This is a genomic window from Azospirillum largimobile (assembly GCF_977007025.2).
Genome location: NZ_CDRMUA020000001.1, coordinates 877350 through 899059, shown reverse-complemented (window position 1 = coordinate 899059; position 21710 = coordinate 877350). Strand labels below are relative to the sequence as shown.

Here is a 21710-nt window from a genome sequence, read left to right as displayed (position 1 = left end):
ACGGTCCTCACAAGGCCAGAAGGTCGCGCAGGGCGTGGAGCAGCCGCTCCGGCGCCACCGGCTTCATCACGATCTGCCGCCCTTCCTGGGCCGTCAGCCCTGCCGCCGTCTCGCGCGAGGCATAGCCGGTCAGGAACAGGATGGGCAGAAGCTGGTTGCGCGTCTCCAGGGCGCGGGCAAGCTCAAGCCCATTCATCCGAGGCATCGACACGTCGCTGACCACCGCGTCGAACAGGCCGCCGGCCTGGTCATAGCGCTCCAGCGCCTCCTGCCCGTCCGATGCCTCGACCACGGTGCAGCCGGCCTCCTCCAGCACGAGGCGGAGATAGCGGCGCACCGAATCCTCGTCGTCCACCAGCAGGATGACCGCCCCCTCCCCCTCCGCGACATGCAGCGGGTCGAGCCCGGCGGGGGCGGCGGGCGGATCGACCGCCGGCAGGAACAGGGCGAAGGTGGCGCCGCGTCCCTCCTCGCCCTCCAGTTCCACGGCGCCGCCGGCCTGCTGTGCCGTGCCATAGACCATCCACAGGCCGAGCCCGGTGCCCTTGCCCGGCTCCTTCGTGGTGAAGAAGGGCTCCCAGATGCGGTCGCGAATCGCCGCCGGAACGCCGCCGCCCTGGTCGGTCACCCGGATCGCGACATGGCGGCCGGGCTTCAGCCCGCGGTGACGGGCGAAGAAGGCGTCGTCGGGCGTCTCCATTGTCAGGGCGATGGTCAGGGTGCCGCCGTTCGGCATGGCGTCCCGCCCGTTCAGTGCCAGATTCAGCAGCGCCTGGTTCAGCGTGACCGGGTTGACCAGCGCATAGGCCTCCGAAGGGGCGCTCTCGTCGCCGGCCTGGATCGCCACGTCGATGCCGGCGCTCAGCAGCGGCTTCAGGAAGACCCGCATGTCGCGCACCAGCGGAGCGATCGCCACCACCTCCCGTTCGTCCGTCACCCGGCGGTGGGAGAAATCCAGCAATTGCCCCGTCAGCGCCGCCGCCCGTTCGGACGCCTTGGCGATTTCCTGCACGCAGGTCAGGACGCGGTCCGGATCGGCGGGATTGCGTTCCGCCAGCCGGGCGAAGCCGCCGATGGCGGTCAGCATGTTGTTGAACTCGTGGGCGATGCCGCCGGCCATTCGGCCGACCGCCTCCATCTTCTGGGCGCGCTGCAGCTCGCCCTCCACCCGGCGACGGTCGGTGATGTCGTTCAACACCAGCAGGACCGCCGGGCCGCCGCCATGGATCGCGGGGCTGGCCCCGACCTCAAGCCGGCGGCGTTCGCCGTCCGGGCGCAGGGCGTCGCATTCCAGCCGCTGCTGCTCCCCCTCCGCCGCGGCGGCGAAAGTCGCCTCCAGCGCGTCGCCATCCTCCAGGAAGCTTGCCAGGGACAGGCCTTCCAGCGCATCGGCGGTGAGGCCCAGGATCGCGGCGGCGGCGCCGTTGGCGAAGCGGATGGCGCTGCGGCTCCAGATGACGATGCCGTAGGGCGCCAGTTCCACCAGTTGGCGGTAGCGCAGTTCGCTTTCCCTGAGCGCGGTCACGCTCTGCTTCAGCCGGGCGGTCTGGCCGGCCAGCTCCTCTTCCCGCGTCTTCAGCTCGGTGATGTCCATCAGGATCTTCACCACGCCGCCGGTGCCGGTCGCATGCTCGCTGATGCGGTACCAGCGCCCATCGGACAGCCGGCCGTCCACCGGGGCGGAGTGCTGGAGGTGGCGCGTCAGCCGCTGTTCCACCCAGGCGCCGATGTCGCCCTCGCCCTCATAGCCGCCGCGTTCCGCCGCCGCCCGCAGGATCTCGGCAAAGCTGCGGCCGGGGGTCAGCAGGTCGGCGATGGTGGGATAGGCGCGGCGGTACTGCTCGTTGCAGATCAGCAGCCGTCCGTCGGCGCTGAACAGCACGAAGCCCTCCGACACGCTGTCGATGGCGTCATGCACCACCGCCTGCATGAATCGCGCTTCGACCAGCGCCAGCGTTTCGGCGGTGGCGTCGATGCCGCAGCCGCGATAGCCGCGGAAGCGCCCGTCGGCGTCGCGCACCGGCACGGCGCTGAGCCGCAGCACGAGGTCGCGGCCGTCCACCCCTTCGAAGCTCACCTCCAGGTCGCGGAAGGGCCGGCCCGCCTCGATGTCGGCGCGGTATTCGGCCCAGGTCGCCTCGTCATCGACCAGAGCCCCGAGGTCGAGCAACGATTCGCCGAACACGCTGCCGGGATCGCAGCGCAACAGCATCCCCAGCCGGTCGGACAGGGTGAGATAGCGGTGGTCAGCCCCCGTCTCCCAGAACCAGCCGGGAGAAGCGGCGGTGAAATCGCGGGCACGGGCCTGCATCCAGGCCAATTCACTCTGTGCCTGCCGCAATGCCGCTTCCGACCGCGCCAGCGCCGAAGCGCTGCCGCCGGCCCGCCGGGCGCTCCACAGCGCCAGTCCGCCAGCGAGGGTGAGGGCGCCGGCCACCGGCCAAGCGGCCTGCCCGGTCGCGGCCAGCCCCGCCAGGGTGCCGAAGCCGGCCAGCCCGGCGAGAAGGCCGGGGATTGAAGCGGAAAGACGGGAGCGACCGGCGGCCGGTTCGACGGCACCCGCAGTGCGGAGCGGGTGGTCGGTGTCTGCAACGTCCACGGTGCCTCCGCCGGTCCGAAGGGTGATTGTCCGACGCTGTCGCGTCTAACCCTATCGTCTTAGAAGGCCAGGCGTTAACAGCTGGTTTCGAGGCTAAGCTTTCCTTCAGAAACCGGCATATCGAATCATTTCAGCCCATCTGCGGACTACGGCACCGCATCAGAAGACCTGACGAAGTTTCGTTCACCGGACCCTGCTTTTCAGATGGATGTTCTTACGGTCAGTCATGACCCTATCCGAAATCTCCCGGATTGGATGGAGATCCGGATGGTGCCGACGCGCGTATAAACCGGTCGCCACCGCAGGAAGGGGACCCGGCATGCCCAAGGCAGACGTCGTCACATGGAAGGATCTCCCGGCCCAGACGGACGGAGGAGCGGAACGGCGCAAGTTCCTTGGCGCAGGCGCATCGCTGAACCATGTGGTCTTCAAGGCGGGGACCGCCGCCCCGCGCCACAGCCACGCCCATGAACAATTCGTCATGGTCGTGGAGGGGCGCGCCCTGCTGACCTGCGAGGCCGGGCCGGTGGACCTGCGTCCGGGCATGGTCATCCGTTTCGACCCCGACGCTTGGCACAGCGCCGATTTCGTCGAGGACACGGTGCTGGTCGAGGTGAACCTGCACCCCGCCGGCTGATGCCGCGGGGCCACGGTCGGTCGCAGACGTCGAATTCGCTTCTCAGACGTCGATCTCGAGGTCGTCCTCTTCCTCCGGCGCACGGCCGAGCAGCAGGTCGGCGGCGTCCAGGGTCAGCGCCTCCACCTCCTCGTGGCGGTCCTCCTCCGGAATGCGCAGCGCATGCATCACCTGGGTCGCCAGATGGATCAGCATGGCGCGGACGCAATCGTCCTCGGGATATTCCAGGGCCACCATCTCCTTCAGGAAGGCGCCCAAATGTTCCGGCGTGTTCCAGGGATGGGTGATGACGGTCTCGAAGCCACTGGTGCCGAGGAAGACGGCGTTCAGCGCGGTCGCCTGCCGGTTGATGCCGTCCACCGCCTCGTCCTGGTCGAGCTTGCCCTGCAGGACCTGGTTGAAGGCGTCTAGGCTGAGGTCGATGAACTGGCGGACCAGCAGCCGCACCACCGTCTCGTCCGCCAGATCGTTCCGGGCCTGCGGCTGGGTCAGAATCGGCAGCGGTTGCAGCAGCGCCGCGATGATCGGCTTTGCGGATTGGGATTCCATCGCGGGCACTCCTGTCGGATTCGGCCCCGGCGCTCGCGGGGCAAAAGGTCTATGGCCCCCGATACTGCCAGAGCCTGATGCAAAACGCAAAAAAGGCCGCCTCCTTGCGGAAGCGGCCCTTTTCTCAGCCGGCCGGGCTCGATGCCCGACCCTGCGGGATCAGCCCACCAGCTCGATGCCGGCGAAGAAGAAGGCGATCTCCTGGGCGGCCGTCTCCGGGGCGTCCGAACCGTGGACCGAGTTGGCCTCGATCGATTCGGCGAACTCCTTGCGGATGGTGCCCTCGGCGGCGTTGGCCGGGTTGGTGGCGCCCATGATCTCGCGGTTGCGGGCGATGGCGTTCTCGCCTTCCAGGACCTGCAGGACCACCGGGCCGGAGATCATGAAGGACACCAGGTCGTTGAAGAACGGACGCTCGCGATGCACGCCGTAGAACTGCTCGGCCTGGGCCTTCGACAGCTGGACGCGCTTCTGGGCGACGATGCGCAGGCCACCGTCCTCGAACTTGGCGTTGATCTTGCCGGTCAGGTTGCGGCGGGTGGCATCGGGCTTGATGATCGAGAGGGTCCGTTCGACGGCCATGGTGGTGACTCCTGCAGGTTGGGCTTTTCGCCGATTAAAAAGCATGCAGGCGCCACCGGTTGAACCGGGGCGCCGATGGGCCGCTTTATAGAGGCGCTTTCGCGGCGCGGCAAGGCGTTCGTTGGAGAATGCGGTAGAACCGCCAACGGACCTGCGCCATCGGACTTGCGCCAACAGACTTGCGCCATCGGACTTGCATGGAACGCTTCCAAGTCTATGGTGGGACCGCCTCCGGTGCCCCGTGCAACGACCTCAACGGCCGAGACGCCCGACCATGACCGAGACCGCCGCCCGCTCCGCAACGCCTGCTGCAGCCTCCCCCGACGATGTCCCGCCGGTCTTCACCCACCAGGAGATCCTGCGCGTGTTCAGCGGGGTCGCGCTGGCGATGCTGATGGCGGCGATGGACCAGACCATCGTCGCCACGGCGCTGCCGACGATGGCGAGCCAGTTCGGCGGGCTGGAGATGCTGCCATGGGTGGTCACCGCCTATCTGCTGACCTCCACCACCACGACGCCGATCTACGGAAAGCTGTCGGACCTTTACGGCCGCAAGCGCGTGCTGCAGACGGCGATCCTGCTGTTCCTGGCGGGATCCGTCCTGTGCGCGGCGGCGCAGAGCATGACCCAGCTGATCCTGTTCCGCGGCCTGCAGGGGTTGGGCGGCGGCGGGCTGATGTCGCTGGCCTTCACCATCATCGGCGACGTGGTCGCCCCGCGCGAGCGCGGACGCTACCAGGGCATGATCGGCGGCGTCTTCGCGCTGGCCAGCGTCGCCGGGCCGCTCTTGGGCGGCATCTTCACCGAGACGATCGGCTGGCACTGGATTTTCCTGATCAACCTGCCGCTGGGTGCCGCGGCCTTCGCCATGACGCGCAGCACCCTGTCGCGCCTGCCCGCCGGCCGGGCCAAGCCGCGCATCGACGTGGCCGGCGCGGCGCTGCTGACCGGGGCGGTCACCTGCCTGCTTGTCTACGCCACCCGCGGCGAGTCGATGGGCTGGGGCAGCCCGGCGGCGCTCGGCCTGCTGGCGGCGGGCCTTGCCATGCTGGCCGTCTTCCTGTGGCACGAGCGCCGGATCGAGGAGCCGATCCTGCCGCTGCACCTGTTCCGCCGCCCGGTGGTCGCGGTGGCGACGCCGGTGGTCGCGGTTTCGGCGATGGTGCTGTTCGCAGGCATCGTCTATCTGCCGCTGCACCTGCAGCTGGTGCAGGGCGCCAGCGCCACCGTGTCCGGCCTGCTGCTTCTGCCGCTGGTGCTGGGCATGACCTTCGGATCGGTCGGCGGCGGCCGGCTGATCGCGCGCACCGGGCGCTACAAGGCCTTTCCGCTGGTCGGCTTGGCGTTGTCGGGGGTGATGTACGCGCTCCTCGGCACCCTGCCGGAACTGGCCGCCAGCGGGCTGTGGTCAACGCTGATCCTGGTGCCGCTCGGCATGGGGCTGGGGCTGGTGATGCCGGTGATGACGGTCGCCGTGCAGAATGCGGTGGAGCAGCGCGACCTGGGGGCGGCCACCGCCTCGGTCGGTTTCTTCCGCTCGCTCGGCGGTTCGGTCGGCGTGGCGGTGTTCGGCGCCGTGTTCAACGCCGTAGTGTCCGAACGGTTGGAAGGGGCCGGCCTGTCCGGCCGGGCGGTTCTGGACCATGGCGCCGCGGCGCTGGCCGACCTGCCCCCGGCCGTCCGCGGCGGGGTGGTGGCGACGCTGGAGCACGGTTTCGCCACCCTGTTCCTGCTGGCGGCCGCCCTGGCGGTCGTTTCCTTCGCCATGACCCTGTTCCTGAAGGAACTGCCGCTGCGCTCCTCCCGCACGGACCAGCCCGCCGCCGCCCCGGCTGCCGAAAACTGAAGCGTCAGGACTCGTTGTTGGGGAAATGCCGGGGCTGGCCCAGCTTGTCCTCGATGTAGAGCAGGTTGACCAGCACCAGCACGACCACGGCGATCGGCGTCGCCAGGAACATGCCGATGAGGCCGAACAGCACGCCGCCGGCGGCGATGGCGCCGATGGTGATCACCGGCGGCAGATCGACCACCCGCTTCTGCAGCAGCGGGGTGACGAGGTTCCCCTCCACCTGCTGGATGACCAGATAGAGCCCGGCGACCCACAACGCATCCTGCGGCGATTGGGCAAACGCGATCAGCAGCGCCGGGATCGCCGCCAGGAAGGGGCCGACCAGCGGAATGAACTCCAGCAGCCCGGCCACCATGCCCAGGGCCAGCGCCGACGGAATCCCCAGCAGCCAGAGCCCGACCGCGGTCAGCGTGCCCACCGCGGCCATCGCCACCATCTGGCCGATCAGCCATTTCCACAGGCTGTCGCCGGCCACGTTCATCACCTCCCAGGCCCGCTCCTGCCCCTGCGGCGGCACCAGCAGCACCACGCCGCGCCGGTAGACGCCGGGCGAGGCCGCCAGATAGAGCGCGGCGAACATCACCACCACCGCGTCGCCGATCACATAGATGAGGCTGGAGGCGAAGCTGCTCAGCTGGTTCATCCAGGGCCAGTCCTTGCTCTCGTCCATGATGCGCTGGCGCCACTCGTCGGGCAGCATGGCCATGGCCTTGGTCACCTGCTCCTGCAGTTGGCCGAGCTGCGCCGCCATCGAGGTGCCCATCAGCCAGCCGCCGCCGCCGACCAGCAGCACCAGCGCCACCAGCACGATGGCCAGCGCCCAGCCATGGCCCAGCCCCGTCGCCTGCCGCACATAGCCGGTCAACCGCTGCAGCAGGATGGCGAACAGCACGCCGGTGAAGATCAGCAGCAGCGTGCCCGACACCTTCCACAGGAACAGCGTCAGCGCGGCCACCCCGGCGACGATCAGCACCTTCCAGGTGAAGACGGCCAGTTCGCCGCGCTTGGCCCGCGCCGGCGGCTCGTCCTGCGTCGTCCCGCTGCCGGACCGGCCGGGCGGGACGGCACCCGGGGAAGCGGTCTGGTGGGCGGTTGAGCGGCTGGGTATCGCCATCTCTCGGAACTCCCGCACTTGCGCGGCCGCCGGACGGACGGCCCTGGGGGAGAACGCTCGAGCCCATCCAACGTTGCGGAAAGTCAGCAGGCTAGGCCGTCGGCGGTAGTCCGAAGATGAGTCTGGAAGCCGGCCGGCACCGCCCCATATCAGAAGGGACGCCAAGGAGTCATTCTCGCTGATGTCACTTTGAAAGCCCGCCGCATGGCGGGCTTTTTTTTGGCGATGAAGGCGACCTTGGGGTCCCTATGGGGGGCCCCCCTAGCGCCGTGCTTCCGGCGGGAACACCAGGCTGACCCGCAAGCCCGGCGCGTTGTCGTCCAGCTCCAGACGTGCGCCGTGCAGCGTCGCCACCGCATCGACAAGGCTCAGCCCCAGCCCGTTGCCGGGCGACGCGCGGGCGGTATCCAGCCGGACGAAGCGTTGCAGCACCTTGTCGCGCATCTCCGCCGGGATGCCGGGACCGCTGTCGGCCACGGAGATGCAGGCGGCGCGGCCGGGCGCCGCTCCTTCCAGCACCAGCGAGATGGTGCCGCCTTCCGGCGTGTATTTGATGGCGTTATCCAGAAGGTTCGACACCGCCTGGGCGAGAAGCTGGCCGTTGCCGCGCACGGTCGGCTTGCCCCGCACCTCCACGCTCAGCCGCTGGCCGCGCTCGTCCGCCACCGGCTCGTAGAGGTCGGCGGCCATCTCGACCACCTCTGCAAGATCGACCGGCATGAAATCCTGCCGCTTGGCGCCCGATTCGGCCTCCGCGATCGACAGCAGGGCGCTGAAGGTGGCGAGCAGCCGGTCGGCCTCGGCTATCGTGTCCTGCAGGACGGTCCGGTAGACCTCCGGGTCCTCGGTCTCGTGCAGCAGAGCAAGCTCGATGCGGGAGCGCAGGCGGGTCAGCGGTGTGCGCAGGTCGTGGGCGACGCTGTCGGTCACTTGCCGCATGCCGGTCATCAACCGCTCGATGCGGTCCAGCATGGCGTTGAGGTTGCCGGCCAGCCGGTCCATCTCGTCGCCGCCGCCGAAGCGCGGCACCCGGTCGCTCAGGTCGCCGCTCATGATCTGGCGGGTGGTGCGGTTGATCGCCTCGATCCGCCGCATGGCGCCGCGGCTCATCAGCAGCCCGCCCCCCAGCCCCAGCAAGGCGGTGGAACCCAGGATCCAGCCGAGCGAGCGGAACATGCGGGTGCGCAGCTGGTCGATCTCGCTCATGTCGCGGCCGACCAGCAGGCGGAACTGCCCCGGCAGGGTGAAGGTTACGGCCTGCGCGGTCGAAGGCCGGTCGGTGACCCCGCCATAGTCGGCGACCTTGAAATGGGTCCAGCCGCTGGCATTGGGCACCGCCGCCGGCCAGCCCGACAGGTTGCCGGCCAGGATCACCCCGGCAGCGGTGGTCAGCAGATAGATGGAGTTGTTGTTGGGAACCGCGCTGCGCGCCCGCACCACGTCCACCAGGCCGGGCAGGCCGTGGATGCGGTAATGGTCCTGCAGCCCGGCGACCTCCAGCGCGATTGTCTCGCCGATCTCCTGCTCCAGGAAGCCGGCGGTGGTGCGATAGACCACGCCCAGGATCAGACCGACCGACAACACGAACATCGCCAGATAGAGCAGCGCCAGCCGGAACGCCGTGGTCCGCACCAGCCGCAGGCCCGCGGCAAGGAAGCCGTGCAGGCCGCCGGCCGCGCCTTCATGCTTCATACGTCACGCATCGCAATCAAACCCAATCACCCCTCCGCCACGCGCAGGCTGTATCCGGCGCCGCGAACGGTGTGGATCAGGGGGGTGGGGAAATCCTTGTCGATCTTCTGGCGCAGACGGGCGATGTGCACGTCGATGACGTTGGTCTGCGGATCGAAGTGATAGTCCCAGACATTCTCCAGCATCATGGTGCGGGTCACCACGCTGCCGGCGTTGCGCATCAGGTACTCCAGCAGCGAGAACTCGCGCGGCAGCAGGTCGATGGCCTTGCCGGCGCGCTTCACGCTGCGCGACAGCAGGTCCAACTCCAGGTCGCCCACCACCAGCCGGGTCTGCGGCTGGGCCGCGCCGCGCCGGCGCACCAGAACCTCGATTCGGGCGAGAAGTTCGGAGAAGGCGAAGGGCTTGGTCAGGTAATCGTCGCCGCCGGCCTTCAACCCCTTCACCCGGTCGTCCACGCTGCCCAGCGCCGACAGGAACAGGACCGGCGTGTCGTTGCCGGCCGCCCTCAGCACCTGGACCAGCGAAAGCCCGTCGCGGCCGGGCAGCATGCGGTCGACGATCATCACGTCGTAATGCTCGGCACCGGCCAGGAACAGGCCTTCCTTCCCGTCGTTGGCGACGTCCACCACATGGCCCGCCTCCTTCAACCCCTTGGCGAGGTAGCTGGCGGCTTGGCGATCATCTTCAATGACGAGAATCTTCATGAGCACGAGTGTAGCCTCCCAAAACAGCCCGGCCAAGCGCGAGCGTGCCGCGCCCGGCCAATCGCTTGAAGCCCCTCTCCCTCGATGGGAGAGGGGTTGGGGTGAGGGTGGCGCCGGCGACAGCCGGCCGGCAATTTTGCTCCCGCCCCTGCGGATCGGGCTGCACCCCTCACCCCAAACCCCTCTCCCGCAAGGGGAGAGGGGCTTCTTGTGACGCCCGGCCGGACTTCCGTCACTCAGGCGGCGGACCGCCTCAAGCCTTCAGCTTCAGCGCGACGAAGGATTCGTTGCCCTGACGGTTGATCAGCATCAGCAGCGCCTTCTGGCCGGCCTTCTCGGCTTCGGTCACATGGCGGGCGACGTCGGCCGGGCTCTTCACCTCGGTATCGCCGATCCGCTCGATCACGTCGCCGGGACGGATCGGCACGTCGACGCTGCCCGACAGGCCGACCACCACCACGCCCTGGACATCATCGGCGATGCCCAGACGCTTGCGCGCCGCCGGGTCCAGCGGGGCGAGCTTCAGCCCCTTCACCGGCGCGACCTCGGCCTGTTGGCCTGCGCCGTTGCCGCCGTCGGTCTCGGCCGACGCGACCTGCGGCTGCTCGCTCAGGCGGTCGATGCGGACCTGCACCGCCGTTTCACGGCCGCCGCGCATGACCTTAAGCTCGACCGTGTCGCCGGGCTTGGTATCGGCCACGTTGCGGGTCAGGTCGCGCAGGCTGTTGACCGGCTTGCCGGAATAGCTCAGCACCACGTCGCCCTGGCGCAGGCCGGCACGCTGCGCCGGGCTGTCGGCGGTGACGTCGGCCACCAGGGCACCCTTGGCGGCGGGCAGGCCGACGCTGTCGGCGATGTCGGGCGTCACCTCCTGGATCTTCACGCCGAGCCAGCCGCGCTCGACCTTGCCGGACTCCTTCAGTTGGGCCACCACGTCCTTGGCGAGGTTGGACGGGATGGCGAAGCCGATGCCGACCGAGCCGCCGTTGGGGGAGTAGATGGCGGTGTTGATGCCGATCACCCGGCCGGCGAGGTCGAAGGTCGGGCCACCCGAATTGCCGCGGTTGATGGCGGCGTCGAGCTGGAAGTAGTCGTCATACGGACCGCTGTGGATGTCGCGCCCGCGGGCGGACACGATGCCCTTGGTGACGGTGCCGCCCAGACCGAACGGATTGCCGACGGCCATCACCCAGTCGCCGACGCGGGTCTTGTCGCTGTCGGCCCAGTCGACCGACGGCAGCGGCTTCTTCGGCTCCACCTTCAGCAGGGCGATGTCGGTCTTGGCGTCGCGGCCGATCACCTTGGCCGGCATGGCGGTGCCGTCCTGCAAGGTGACGGTGATCTCGCTAGCACCGTCGATGACGTGGTTGTTGGTCACGACGAAGCCGGCCGGATCGATGATGAAGCCGGAACCGAGCGCCCCGCTCTTGCCCCGCGGCCCTGGGCCCTGCCCATCCTGATCGCCGTCCGGACCGCCGTTCCGGCCCATCTGGTCCTGGAACTGGCGGAAGAACTCCTCGAAGGGCGAGCCGGGCGGGAAGCCGGGGATTCCAGGGCCGCGCTGCGCCCGCGGGTCGGGCTTGGCCTCCTGCGTCGCGGCGATGTTGACGACGGCGGGGCTGACCTTGGCGGCGAGATCGGCGAAGGTGGAGGGCGTGTCCTGTACCATCGCCACGGCCGGCGGGGTGGCCGTCTGCTGTGCGTGCGATGCCGCCCATCCGGCCAGCGCCGGCCCCGTCAGCACCGTGGAGCCCAGCAGAAGGGCGGCAACGGTGCGTCGCAGGCGGTTCGGACGGTTCGGCGTGGTGGAGGGAATGGTGGTCATGGCGACAACGCTCCAGTGATGCGGTTCCGGCTGTCCGGTGTTGTCCGCAATCTAGAGTGCCGCCGTTGACCGGCGCCTTGCGAAGGGATGAAAGATATTTCAGACGGACTGCAACCTATTCTCCCAACAGATGCAACGCGATCTCCCGCCGGTGCGGACGGGCGCGGTGTTCGAACAGGTAGATGCCCTGCCAGGTGCCCAGCACCGGCTCCCCTTCCATCACCGGGATCGACAGGCTGACGCCGGTCAGCGCCGAGCGGATATGCGCGGGCATGTCGTCCGGTCCCTCGGTGGTGTGGTCGTAGAGCGACGGGTCCTCCGCCACCAGCCGGCGGAAGAATCGCAGCAGGTCGGCCTGCACGTCGGGATCGGCATTCTCCTGGATGGTCAGGGAGGCAGAGGTGTGGCGGCAGAAGACCGTCAGCAGGCCGGTGGCCATCCCCTGCTCCGCCACCCAGTGCCGCACCGGGGCCGTCACCTCGACCAGTCCGGTGCCGCGGGTGGCGATCGTCAGCGTCGTGGCGGCTTGTCGCATGGGATCCATCCTCGTGTTGGCGTTCAGCGGCTTGGTTCCGGCCGCAATCAATACCAGATGTGTCTGCCCGGCCGTTGGGCCGGGATTGCGACCCTGCGGGAATGCGAAAGAGGAAGACGGCGCATGGACATCACCGGCACCCACAGCGTCCCCGGCCCGCGCGACCGCGTGTTCGCGGCGCTCTGCGACCCGGCGGTGCTGATGCGCTGCATCCCCGTGCTGGAAGAGATGGAGCGGCTCTCCCCCACCGACTATGCCGCGCGGGTGCGGACCACGCTGGGGCCGATGAAGGCACGCTTCTCCGGCCGGCTGAAACTGGAGCCCGAGGATGGCCTCCACCGCTACCGGCTGATCGCCCAGGGCAACGGCGGGCTGGCCGGCGCGGTGAAGGGCGAGGCTCTGGTGGTCCTGGAGGAGGAGGAGGGACGCACCCTGCTGACCTACCGCCTGACGGTGGCGCTGGGCGGGGCCGTCGGCCGGCTGGCGGTGAAGCTGGTGCAGGCCAAGACCGACCGGGTGCTGGCCGCCTTCTTCGAGCGCTTCGCCGCGGAGATCGACGCCCGTTCCGAATGATGCGGCGCAATGCCGCAGGCCGGCGGCCGGGAGAGCGTCTTTCGCACATGCAGCATCCTGGGTCAGGATAGCAGGCGTCGCGGGTGCTTCCAGCCGGTGGAGATGGACATGTCCAAGCTCTCAGCCCATTCGCCTGCCTGCGCTCCGGATTGCACGGACCCGGACGATCCCGCCGCCGACCGCATGATCTTCGGCCGCATCCTGGCGCTTGCCGCCGCGGACGGGGCGCGGACGATGCCCCGGGCGCTCGCCCTGGCCAAGGCCGACCTTGCGGAGATGGCGGCCCGCCACGCCCCGCAATTCGCCGATGCCGTTGCATCCCTCCCCGACGGGGGGGAAGCCGGCGAGGATGCCATCGAGGAGGCCGACCTGCGTGCATTCCTGGCCGATCATGGCGCGCGCGGCACGGATGAGGAGCGCTGGCTGTCCGCCATCCTGGCCCGCCGGTCGTTGGAGCCGAACCATCTGTGGCAGGATATGGGGTTCCACGACCGGGGCGAACTGAACACGATGTTCCGCCGCCATTTCCCGGCGTTGGTGGCGCTGAATGCCGGCGACATGAAGTGGAAGAAGTTCTTCTACCGGCAGCTTTGCGAGCGCGAGGGGCTGATGCTGTGCAAATCGCCCAATTGCGAGGTGTGCGACGATGTGGATGTCTGTTTCGGCGAGGAGACCGGCGATCCGCTGGCGACCCTGTCGCGCCTTGCCCGCAGTGGCTGAAGGGCTTCAGCGCGGCTGGGCGCCCAGATCCTCGAAGGCCATTCCCTTGTCGGTGCGGCGGAAGCGCCCCTTGCCGTTGACGGTCAGCGGCTGCTGCCCCGGCTGCGGCACGAAGGTGGCGGCGTAGTAGCAGTCGTACTGCCCGCTGCCGTCCTGTCCGTTCTTCAGCTTCGCCTCGACGCAGCCCTGCTTGCGGAAATTGTCGAAGGCGCGGAAGCCGGCATTCCCCTGCCGCTCCAGCGTGCGGCGGGTGTGCGTCTCGACCAGCTTGCGCATGTCACCCTCCGATGGCTCGCCGGAGCAGGCCGTCAGGATAAGCGCAAGCGTCAGAATGCCCGGCCGGAGCCTCACCGTCCCCCCAGCAGCCTGTCCACCCGCTCCTTCAGCGCGGCGAAGGACGGGGGTTTGACCACGAAGCCGTTGACGCCCAGCGCCATCGCCTGTTTCACGATCTCGGATTCGGTATGGTTGGTCAGGAAGACCACCGGGGCCCGCGGATTGGCGGCCTCGGTGCTGGCGCGCAGATGGGCCAGGAATTGCAGGCCGGAGACCGGCTTCATGTCGATGTCGCAGACGATCAGGTCGGGGTTGACGCGGATGCACTCGTACATCGCGGACTCGCCATTGTCGGCCTCGGCGACATCGCGGAAGCCGATCTGGCCCAGGATCTGGACGATGGTGCGGCGGACGAAGGGCTGGTCCTCCACGACCAGGATGCGGTGCCGGGAGTAGTGGATCGTCTGCATATCCATCCCCGATCCTCCAGCCAATTCGCCGCTTTCCACTGATACCGTCCGAGCCGTCGGCGGGCAACCGAAGGCCGGTTACCGTCAGGTGGAATATGGTTTTAGGTCTGTAAATTTTTCGACAATTTGTATCGGAGCGGCATCAGCCACCCGGCGGAATGCGGCCGGGGAACAGGCGCTCCAGCACGGCGCCCAACCGGTCCATGGTCAGCGGCTTGTGCAGGCAGTCGTCCATGCCGGCGGCGCGGCACTGGGCATCGTCCTCGGCATCCGTGCCGGCGGTCAGAGCCACGATCGGCACGCGGCCCGCCTCGCCCGGCAGCGCACGGATGGCGCGCGACGCCTCGTGGCCGTCCATGACCGGCATCTGCACGTCCATCACGATCAGGTCGAACCGCCGTTCGGTCGCCGCGGCCACGCCCTGGGCCCCGTCCTCCGCCGTCGTCACCGCATGGCCCAGCGCCTTGAAGAAACCGGCGGCGACCAGCCGGCCGATCGGATTGTCCTCCACCAGCAGGACCGAAAGCGTGGCCGGCGGGGCAACGGGACGGTTCGGCAGCTGCACAGGGATTCGGGCGGTCAGCCATTCCCCGGCGTCGCCATCCGCACCCGCGCCGGCCGCGCCGTCCGCAAGCAGGCGCCCCCCCAGCCGCCGGACTTGCGGTCCGGCCACTGCCAGCGCCAGCGGGCGCAGCCGCGGCACGCCCCGGCGGCGGAGGATTAGCTCGGCCGCCTCCCCCGCCGGCTGAAGAGACAGCGACAGCTCCACCCCCGTCTCCGCCGTCAGGAGGACCAGCAGGGAGCGCAACCCGCCCGCATCGCCGATGAACCGTTGGTCGGCGCCCCCCTCCACCGCGACCGCCTTCGCGCCGGCCGCCAGGTCGCCAAGGGTCAGCGTCTCCACCACCCCGGAGTCCGGCTTCGCCGCACGCAGGGCCGGCAGCGTCGCGCGCAGCGTGTTGCCCGCCGTCCGGACGCCGGTCAGCCGGTCCAGCTGGCTCGGCAGCAGAGGCGATTCCAGCGCCGCGGCGGTCAGCGCCAGCATGGGATCGAGCGCCGCCTCCACCGCGGCGGCGGCGGCGTCGAACAGCGCCCCCGCCTCGCCCCTTGCCCGCTCCGCCCCGGCCAGAGCCGCACGCAGGCGGTTTTCCCGTGCCTGGCGCCGAGGGGCGGCGGCGACGGCGCGGCGCAGGGCGGCGGCATCACCGGCCGGCAGCGCATCCTGCGCGCCGGCCGCGATGAAGGATGTCGCGGCCTCCTCCTGCCCATCCGGCAGCAGGACCAGCACGGCGGGGACCGGGTCAAGCCGGACCAGCGCCTCAACCGCGGCATGACCAGGGGCGACATCGGCGGCACTGCCGGCGGCGTCGATCACGACCACGCCGTCGCCTGCCGCTGCACCGCGGCGCAAACGGTCCAGCGCCGCATCGACCTTATCCACCCGCGGGGGAATGCCGCCCAGCGCGATGGCGAGCTGCCTTGCGCGCAACGCATCGCCGGAGACCAGCAGAACCCTGTCCCGGCCGGAGGTGTCGGTCATCATTCCTTCGGCCATTTTTCCTCGGACATGCCGTCAGCTCGCGATGGAGGTGGGGATGGATGCGGTGGCGAAGGCCGGGCCGGGATAGCCGTCGCTGACGACGACGCGGTTGCGGCCCAGCGACTTCGCCTCGTACAGTGCGCGGTCGGCGCGGCCCAGTGAGCGCTCGATGCTGGCGTCCTCGTCGCCGCACATGGCGACGCCGATGCTGACCGTCATGCGCAGGGTGCCGCCGCCAGATTGGCCACCGGATTGGCCGCCGGGCTGCAGCGCCACGTCCGCAATCGCCAGACGCTGGCGCAGCCGTTCCGCCACCTCGGTCGCCGACTCCAGCGGGGTTTCGGGCAGGATGATCGCGAACTCCTCCCCTCCCAGCCGGCCGACATGGTCGGTGTCGCGCAACTCGCTGCTGCAGACCTCCGCCAGCCGGATCAGCGCCCGGTCTCCCACGGCATGGCCGTGGGTGTCGTTGATCGCCTTGAAGCGGTCGATGTCCAGCATCAGCACCGACACCGGCCGGCCATAGCGGCGCAGCCGCGCCATCTCGACCTCCGCCATTTCCATGAAGCGGCGGCGGTTGTTCAGCCCGGTCAGCGGATCGGTGGTCGCCATGCGGCGAAGCTCGCTCTCCACCCGCTTGCGCTCCGACACGTCGCGGATGACGGCGGTGAACAGCAGGCCGCGGGCATGGTGCAGCTTGGCGATCGACACCTCGGCCGGGAACTCCCGTCCGTCGGCGGTCAGCCCCTGCACCTCGCGCCGGTTGGTCATCACCTGCGCCTGCATCTCCGACGCGGCGAAGCCGGCGATGTGCGCATCGTGGTCGGGACGGAATCGTTCGGGAATCAGCAGCGACAGCGGCCGCCCCAGGATGTCGTCGGCATCGTAGCCGAACAGGCTTTCCGCCGCCCGGTTGAACAGGGTGATGTTCAGATTCTCGTCTGTGGTCAGGATGGCGTCCTGCGCCAGTCCGATGATGCCCTGCAGCCGCTCCTCCGACAGGCGCAGCTCCTCCTCCAGCCGCTTGCGGGCCATGGCGTGCTGGACGGCGCGCCACATCAGCGGCCCGTCGGTCTGCCCCTTCACCAGATAGTCCTGGGCGCCGTGGGCCAGGATCTCCAGCGCGAAATCCTCGTCGTCATAGCCGGTCAGCACCACCAGCGGCAGCGACGGCGCGTCGGCATGCAGGCGGGTCACCGTCTCCAGCCCGAAGCTGTCGGGCAGCGACAGGTCGAGCAGCACGACGTCGCAGGCGTTGCGGTGCAGCCAGGCCCGCGCCTCCTTCAGCGAGGTGGCGCGCGCCACGGTGGAGCGGCGGGCATAGGGCGTCAGCGAGCGGATGACCAGACGCGCGTCGGCGTCGTCATCCTCGACCAGCAGGATGGCGGTGCGCCCCTCTTCCGGTTCCAGGCTGTTGTGGGAAGGGGCGGGTTTGGCCGGTAAGGCGATGGACATGTCTGGCCTCCTTCACCGTGGCAGCCGGACGACGCGGAACCAATATTCCTCGATGCTCTTCACCGCATCGAAGAAGGCGTCCATGTCCATCGGCTTGGTGATGAAGCTGTTGGCACCCAGCAGATAGCTGGCGTTCACGTCGCGGTCGACATCGGAGGTGGTGAGGATCACCACCGGAATGGTCTTCAATTCCTCGTCCGCCTTCAACTCCTGCAGGACCTCGCGGCCGTCCATGCGCGGCATGTTCAGGTCCAGCAGGATCAGGTCGGGCCGGGTGGCGCCGGCGAACGGCCCCTGGCGGCGCAGATACTCCATCGCCTCCACGCCGTCGCGGACATGGCCCACGTTGCACAGGATGCGGCCGTCGCGCAGCGCACGCTTGGCGAGGCCGGCATCGGCCGGGTCGTCCTCGACCAGCAGGATCTCGAAGGGAGTCGTCAGGTCCTGCATCAGGGGAATCCTCGGAAGGCGGGATGGGGCAGATGGATGGAGAAGGTGCTGCCGACGCCGGGGCTGGAGACGACGGTGATCCGGCCGCCCAGCCGCTCCACCATCTTGCGGGCGATGGCGAGCCCCATGCCGGTGCCGGGATGCTCGTCGCGCGAATGCAGGCGGCGGAACACCTCGAAGATCTGATCGCGGTAGCGCGGCTCGATGCCGATGCCGTTGTCGCGCACGTCGATCACGTCATAGCCGTCGCTCCGCCGGCCGGAGACATGAACCTCCGCCGCGCGGTAGGGATGGCGGTATTCGACCGCATTGGCGATCAGCACGATGAAGATCTCGCGCAGGCGCCGCTCGTCCGCCTGCACCGCCGGCAGCTCGCCCACGGTGACGGTGGCGCCGGCATCGGCGATGCGCCGCTTCAGCGCGGTCAGGGCCGCCTGCAGCGCGTCCCCGGCCGCGACCGTGCCGCAGCCGAGCGGCACCCGATCCTCCGCCAGGAACAGCTGGACGTCGCGCAGCAGCATCTTCAGCCGCCCCGCCCCGTCGACGATCTCGCGGATGAAGCCGGCGCTTTCCTCGTCCAGCTTGCCCCTCTGCTGCTTCTCCAGAAGCTGGGCATAGCTGGCGATGGCGCGCAGCGGCTCCTGCAGGTCGTGGGCGGTGGCGTAGGCGAACTGCTCCAGTTCGTTCTTGGCGCGGCCCAACTCGGCGGTGCGCAGGTCGACCTGCCGTTCCAGCGTGTAGCGGCGGCTGACCGCCATGAAAGTCAGCGCCTCGATCAACAGGGCCAGCAGCAGGAAGGCCGCCTGGAATCCGCGGAAGGTCGGGTCGGCGTAGGCCAGCCCTTCCCAGCTGGTGCGCGGGGCCAGCGCCAGTTCCCAATGGCCGTCCGGCAGGTTGATCCGCTCCACCAGCGGGTCGCCCTTCAGCGCCAGCACATCGCCCGCCACCTGCTGGCCGCTGTCGGTCACGACGGCAAAGCCCAGATGCGGCGGCACCCGGTCGAAGCGCACCTCGCCGAGGATGGCGCCGACATCGAACACCAGACCGACCGCCCCCCAGGGTTTGCCCGGCCCGTAGACGATCTGCCGGGCGATCAGCCCCTGCCCGCCCTGGAGCAGCGTCACGGGACCGTGAATGGTCACGTCACGGCTGATGATGGCGCGCTGCACCGTTTCGGCGAAGCCGGGCCGCGCGTCCTTCAGCAGATCGTTGCCCAGCACCCTCTCGTTGCCCTCGACCGGATAGACGATGCGGACGACGAAGCCCGGCGCGGCGGAGATGTTGCGCACCCCCACCACCGACCGCCGCAGGCCCTCGGCATAGCGCGGAAACTGTTCGGTGAGGCTGCCGGCCGCCGCCGCCACCTCGACGAAGGCGGTCAGGCCGCGGACCAGAGCCAGACGTTCGTTCAGCGCGCTGGACAGGGTGCTGGCCATCGACGAGGCGGTGAGCGCCGCGTTCGCCCGGTGCTCGGCCACCAGGACGCGGATATAGACGTCGCCTATCCACAGATAGGCCAGCGCAAGCACCAGCGTCACCGCGGCCTGGACGGCGGCGGCCTTCCAGATCCGCTGGCCGCCCGCAATGAGGCGGCGCAGGACGGCCTGCACCGGCGGGCGTGGCGCGATCAGGGGCTCCGCCGTCATCGCCGGTCCCGTGCCTCCCCATCCGCATCCACCGGGGCCGCCGGAGATGCCAGGGCCGGCAGGACCATGCGGAACAGGCTGCCGCAGGGCCGCCCGTCAGCGTCGCGCAGGTCGTCGTCCGGCGGGCCTTCCACCCACAGCCGGCCGCCGTGATGCTCGACCACCTTCTTGCAGACGGCCAGCCCGACGCCGGTGCCCTCATACTCGTCGCGGCGGTGCAGCCGCTGGAAGATGCCGAAGACGCGGTCGCGGTCCTCCGCGGCGATGCCGATGCCGTTGTCGCGGATGTCGATGCGCACCTCCGGCACACCGCCCGCCCGATCCGCCGCCCGACCCAAAGTGACAGTGACGCGCACCACCGGCGGGCGGCCGGGCTCACGGTACTTCACCGCATTGCCGATCAGGTTCTGGAACAGCCGCATCAGTTCGTTGTCGTCGCCGGCCACCGCCGGAAGCGAGGCGCCGTCCGGCCCACCCACCGTGACCGTGGCCCCCGCATCCTGGACCGCGACCTCCAGGTTCAGCAGAGCCAGCCGCAGCGGTTCGTCCAGCGGCACCGGCCGGAAGGGCTTGGCCTTGCGCCCGACCCGCGAGTACTCCAGCAGGTCGACGATCAGCCGGTCCATGCGCTGGGCGCCGTCGCGGGCGAAGTCGATGCACTCCCGGCCCTCCTCGTCCAGCGACTTGCCCAAGCCCCGCTCCAGCAGGGTCAGGTAGCTGGTGATGACGCGCAGCGGCTGGCGCAGGTCGTGGGAGGCGACATAGGCGAAGGCCTCCAGTTCGGCGTTGGAGCGCTCCAGCTCGCGGGTCTTGCCGCGCAGGGCCTCCTCCGCGATGCAGCGTTCGGTGATGTCGTGGATCAGCGACATCAGCAGCGTGCGGCCATTGACGACGATGTTGCTGATATAGACCTCGACGTCGCGGACATCGCCGGAGGCCAGCCGATGGCGGAACTGGAATTGCTTGCGTTCGGCGTTGTGGGCCTGACGCAGTTCCCGCTCCACCTCCCCGCGCGGCGCCACGTTGATGTCCTGGATGTGCATGCTGCGCAGCCGGTCGAGCGGATGGCCGTAGAACTCCGCCGCCGCCGGGTTGGCATCGACGATCCTCCCGTCCGCCGGATCGATCAGCAGCTTCACCGCGCAGCTGGCGACGAAGATCTGCTCGAACAGCTGCTGGCGCTCCAGCAGGGCCTGCTCGGCATGCTTGCGCTCGCTGATGTCCATCACCGCGCCGACGATGCCGGCCGGCTTGCCGCCGGTGCGGCAATAGACCGCCTTGGAGAACAGCACGTCGCGCAGCGTTCCGTCGGCACAGCGCAGCTGGGTTTCGTAGCTCTGCGGCTTCTGGTCGGCCAGCAACGCCTTGTCGACCGCCTCGTCGGCCTCGGCGATGTGCGGCGGGGCGAGGTCGAAGACGGTGCGGCCGAACAGGGCCTGCCGGTCGATGCCCATCCAGCGTTCGAACGCGTCGTTGGCGTCCACGTAATGGCCCATGACGTCCTGGACGAAGATCGGCACCGGCACCGTGTCCAGCAGCACGCGCTGGAATCCGGCGCGGTCGTTCAGCGCCTGTTCGGCGCGCCAGCGCACTGTGACGTCCTCCACCACCCAGACGAAACCGCGTGCCGGGTCGCCCGTCTTCACCGGCCGGCCAATCAGGCGGCACCGGATGTCGGTGCCGTCGGCCCGGCGCATCGCCACCTCCTCGTCGAACTGGCCGCCCGACTGCATCCGCGGATAGGCGCGCCGACCCACATCCTCGAACACCCGGTCATCGCCGTAGATGATGCGGGAGCTGCAGCCGACGATGTCCTCCATCCGATACCGGAAGGTGGCGGCGGCCGCCTTGTTGACCCGGCGAATGACCCGGTCGCCATCGACCAGCAGCACGCCGACCGGGGCATTGTCGAGGATCGCGTCCAGCTGGAGCCGGCTTTCGGCCAGCTCCTCCTCCATCCGCTTGCGGGCGGTGACGTCGACATGGGTCCCGATCATGCGGCGCGGCCGGCCTTCCGCATCCCAGGACACCACCCGGCCGCGGTCGAGGATCCACAGCCAGTCCCCCGATTTGGCGCGGACACGGTGCTCGCACTCGTAGAAGGGCCGTTCGCCGGAAAGATGCGCCTGCAGCACCGCCTGGGCCAGCGGCAGGTCTTGCGGATGGACGCGGGAGCACCAGAAATCGAGATGCGGCGGCACCTCGCCCGGCGAAAATCCCAGCATCGTCTGCCAACCCGGGCTGTACCAGACCGCATCCGTCGCAAGATCCCAGTCCCAGATCCCGTCGCCGGCGGCGTCGGTCGCCAGATGCAGGCGCGGCACCGCCGTGGCCAGCCTGCCGCGACGCCACTTCAGGCGGGTGCGGAGCTTCGGCGCGGCGGTGCCGGCCGTCACGCCGGCGTCCGGGAGGGCGCGCAGCGTGGTTGCTTCGAGCGTGGTTGCTTCGAGTGTGGTTGCTTCGACCATGGTTGCGGTCGGACCTCGTTTCC

19 protein-coding genes are annotated in these 21710 nt (G+C 69.4%); 4 read left to right on the top strand and 15 right to left on the bottom strand.

The annotated features are described in order from the left end of the window. Positions 1 to 7 precede the first annotated feature (7 nt). Positions 8 to 2599 (bottom strand): response regulator, encoded by a 2592-nt coding sequence (locus ACWPKK_RS04195; protein WP_452001254.1) that lies wholly within the window; start codon positions 2597 to 2599, stop codon positions 8 to 10. Between the two features lie 319 nt (positions 2600 to 2918). On the opposite strand from ACWPKK_RS04195, the gene ACWPKK_RS04190 reads away from it, so the two are divergent. Next, positions 2919 to 3236 (top strand): cupin domain-containing protein, encoded by a 318-nt coding sequence (locus ACWPKK_RS04190; RefSeq protein ID WP_452001253.1) that lies wholly within the window; start codon positions 2919 to 2921, stop codon positions 3234 to 3236. Positions 3237 to 3278: 42 nt separating this feature from the next. Here the strand turns inward: ACWPKK_RS04190 and ACWPKK_RS04185 are convergent, their stop codons facing one another. Beyond that, the gene (locus ACWPKK_RS04185; RefSeq protein WP_452001252.1) at positions 3279 to 3785 is read right to left on the bottom strand and encodes a hypothetical protein; all 507 of its coding nucleotides are present in this window, start codon (positions 3783 to 3785) and stop codon (positions 3279 to 3281) included. Between the two features lie 159 nt (positions 3786 to 3944). Then, positions 3945 to 4367, bottom strand: coding sequence for a nucleoside-diphosphate kinase (gene ndk, locus ACWPKK_RS04180; protein ID WP_014197473.1), 423 nt, complete (start codon positions 4365 to 4367; stop codon positions 3945 to 3947). A gap of 274 nt (positions 4368 to 4641) precedes the next feature. On the opposite strand from ndk, the gene ACWPKK_RS04175 reads away from it, so the two are divergent. After that, the gene (locus ACWPKK_RS04175) at positions 4642 to 6213 is read left to right on the top strand and encodes an MDR family MFS transporter (protein ID WP_452001250.1); all 1572 of its coding nucleotides are present in this window, start codon (positions 4642 to 4644) and stop codon (positions 6211 to 6213) included. 4 nt (positions 6214 to 6217) lie between these two features. On the opposite strand, the gene ACWPKK_RS04170 is transcribed toward ACWPKK_RS04175, so the two are convergent. From ACWPKK_RS04170 to ACWPKK_RS04150, 5 genes are all read right to left on the bottom strand, one after another. Then, a complete protein-coding gene (locus tag ACWPKK_RS04170; RefSeq protein ID WP_452001248.1) occupies positions 6218 to 7330 on the bottom strand; it encodes an AI-2E family transporter in 1113 nt (370 codons plus the stop codon). Positions 7331 to 7591: 261 nt separating this feature from the next. After that, positions 7592 to 9022: a HAMP domain-containing sensor histidine kinase gene (locus tag ACWPKK_RS04165; RefSeq protein ID WP_452001246.1), complete on the bottom strand. Its 1431-nt coding sequence runs from the start codon at positions 9020 to 9022 to the stop codon at positions 7592 to 7594. Positions 9023 to 9048: 26 nt separating this feature from the next. After that, positions 9049 to 9729, bottom strand: a complete 681-nt coding sequence (locus tag ACWPKK_RS04160; protein WP_149223611.1) for a winged helix-turn-helix domain-containing protein — start codon at positions 9727 to 9729, stop codon at positions 9049 to 9051. 253 nt (positions 9730 to 9982) lie between these two features. Beyond that, the gene (locus tag ACWPKK_RS04155) at positions 9983 to 11554 is read right to left on the bottom strand and encodes a DegQ family serine endoprotease (protein ID WP_452001245.1); all 1572 of its coding nucleotides are present in this window, start codon (positions 11552 to 11554) and stop codon (positions 9983 to 9985) included. Positions 11555 to 11669: 115 nt separating this feature from the next. Continuing rightward, complete coding sequence (locus ACWPKK_RS04150) at positions 11670 to 12089, bottom strand: secondary thiamine-phosphate synthase enzyme YjbQ (protein ID WP_324871773.1); 420 nt, start codon at positions 12087 to 12089, stop codon at positions 11670 to 11672. Positions 12090 to 12212: 123 nt separating this feature from the next. On the opposite strand from ACWPKK_RS04150, the gene ACWPKK_RS04145 reads away from it, so the two are divergent. Together ACWPKK_RS04145 and ACWPKK_RS04140 are read left to right on the top strand one after the other, a co-directional pair. Beyond that, on the top strand, positions 12213 to 12662 hold the full coding sequence (locus ACWPKK_RS04145; RefSeq protein ID WP_452001243.1) for a CoxG family protein: 450 nt from the start codon (positions 12213 to 12215) through the stop codon (positions 12660 to 12662). Positions 12663 to 12770: 108 nt separating this feature from the next. Next, positions 12771 to 13382 carry a nitrogen fixation protein NifQ gene (locus ACWPKK_RS04140; protein ID WP_452001241.1) on the top strand — a complete coding sequence of 204 codons (612 nt, stop codon included), beginning with the start codon at positions 12771 to 12773 and terminating at the stop codon, positions 13380 to 13382. Between the two features lie 6 nt (positions 13383 to 13388). Here ACWPKK_RS04140 and ACWPKK_RS04135 read toward each other — a convergent pair whose 3' ends face one another. From ACWPKK_RS04135 to ACWPKK_RS04105, 7 genes are all read right to left on the bottom strand, one after another. Further along, entirely contained in the window at positions 13389 to 13658 is a 270-nt protein-coding gene (locus ACWPKK_RS04135; protein ID WP_452001239.1) for a hypothetical protein, read from the bottom strand. A 71-nt stretch (positions 13659 to 13729) separates the two neighbouring features. Then, positions 13730 to 14134, bottom strand: coding sequence for a response regulator (locus tag ACWPKK_RS04130; RefSeq protein ID WP_452001237.1), 405 nt, complete (start codon positions 14132 to 14134; stop codon positions 13730 to 13732). A gap of 136 nt (positions 14135 to 14270) precedes the next feature. Beyond that, positions 14271 to 15671, bottom strand: a complete 1401-nt coding sequence (locus ACWPKK_RS04125; protein ID WP_452001235.1) for a response regulator — start codon at positions 15669 to 15671, stop codon at positions 14271 to 14273. Between the two features lie 30 nt (positions 15672 to 15701). Continuing rightward, positions 15702 to 17123, bottom strand: coding sequence for a diguanylate cyclase (locus ACWPKK_RS04120; protein ID WP_452001233.1), 1422 nt, complete (start codon positions 17121 to 17123; stop codon positions 15702 to 15704). A 12-nt stretch (positions 17124 to 17135) separates the two neighbouring features. Then, the gene (locus ACWPKK_RS04115; protein ID WP_014247336.1) at positions 17136 to 17573 is read right to left on the bottom strand and encodes a response regulator; all 438 of its coding nucleotides are present in this window, start codon (positions 17571 to 17573) and stop codon (positions 17136 to 17138) included. Then, a complete protein-coding gene (locus ACWPKK_RS04110; protein ID WP_452001230.1) occupies positions 17573 to 19219 on the bottom strand; it encodes a sensor histidine kinase in 1647 nt (548 codons plus the stop codon). Before ACWPKK_RS04110 ends, ACWPKK_RS04115 begins: the two co-directional genes overlap by 1 nt. Next, positions 19216 to 21687, bottom strand: a complete 2472-nt coding sequence (locus tag ACWPKK_RS04105) for a PAS domain-containing sensor histidine kinase (protein WP_452001228.1) — start codon at positions 21685 to 21687, stop codon at positions 19216 to 19218. The genes ACWPKK_RS04110 and ACWPKK_RS04105 overlap by 4 nt, the downstream gene beginning before the upstream one ends. Positions 21688 to 21710 lie beyond the last annotated feature (23 nt).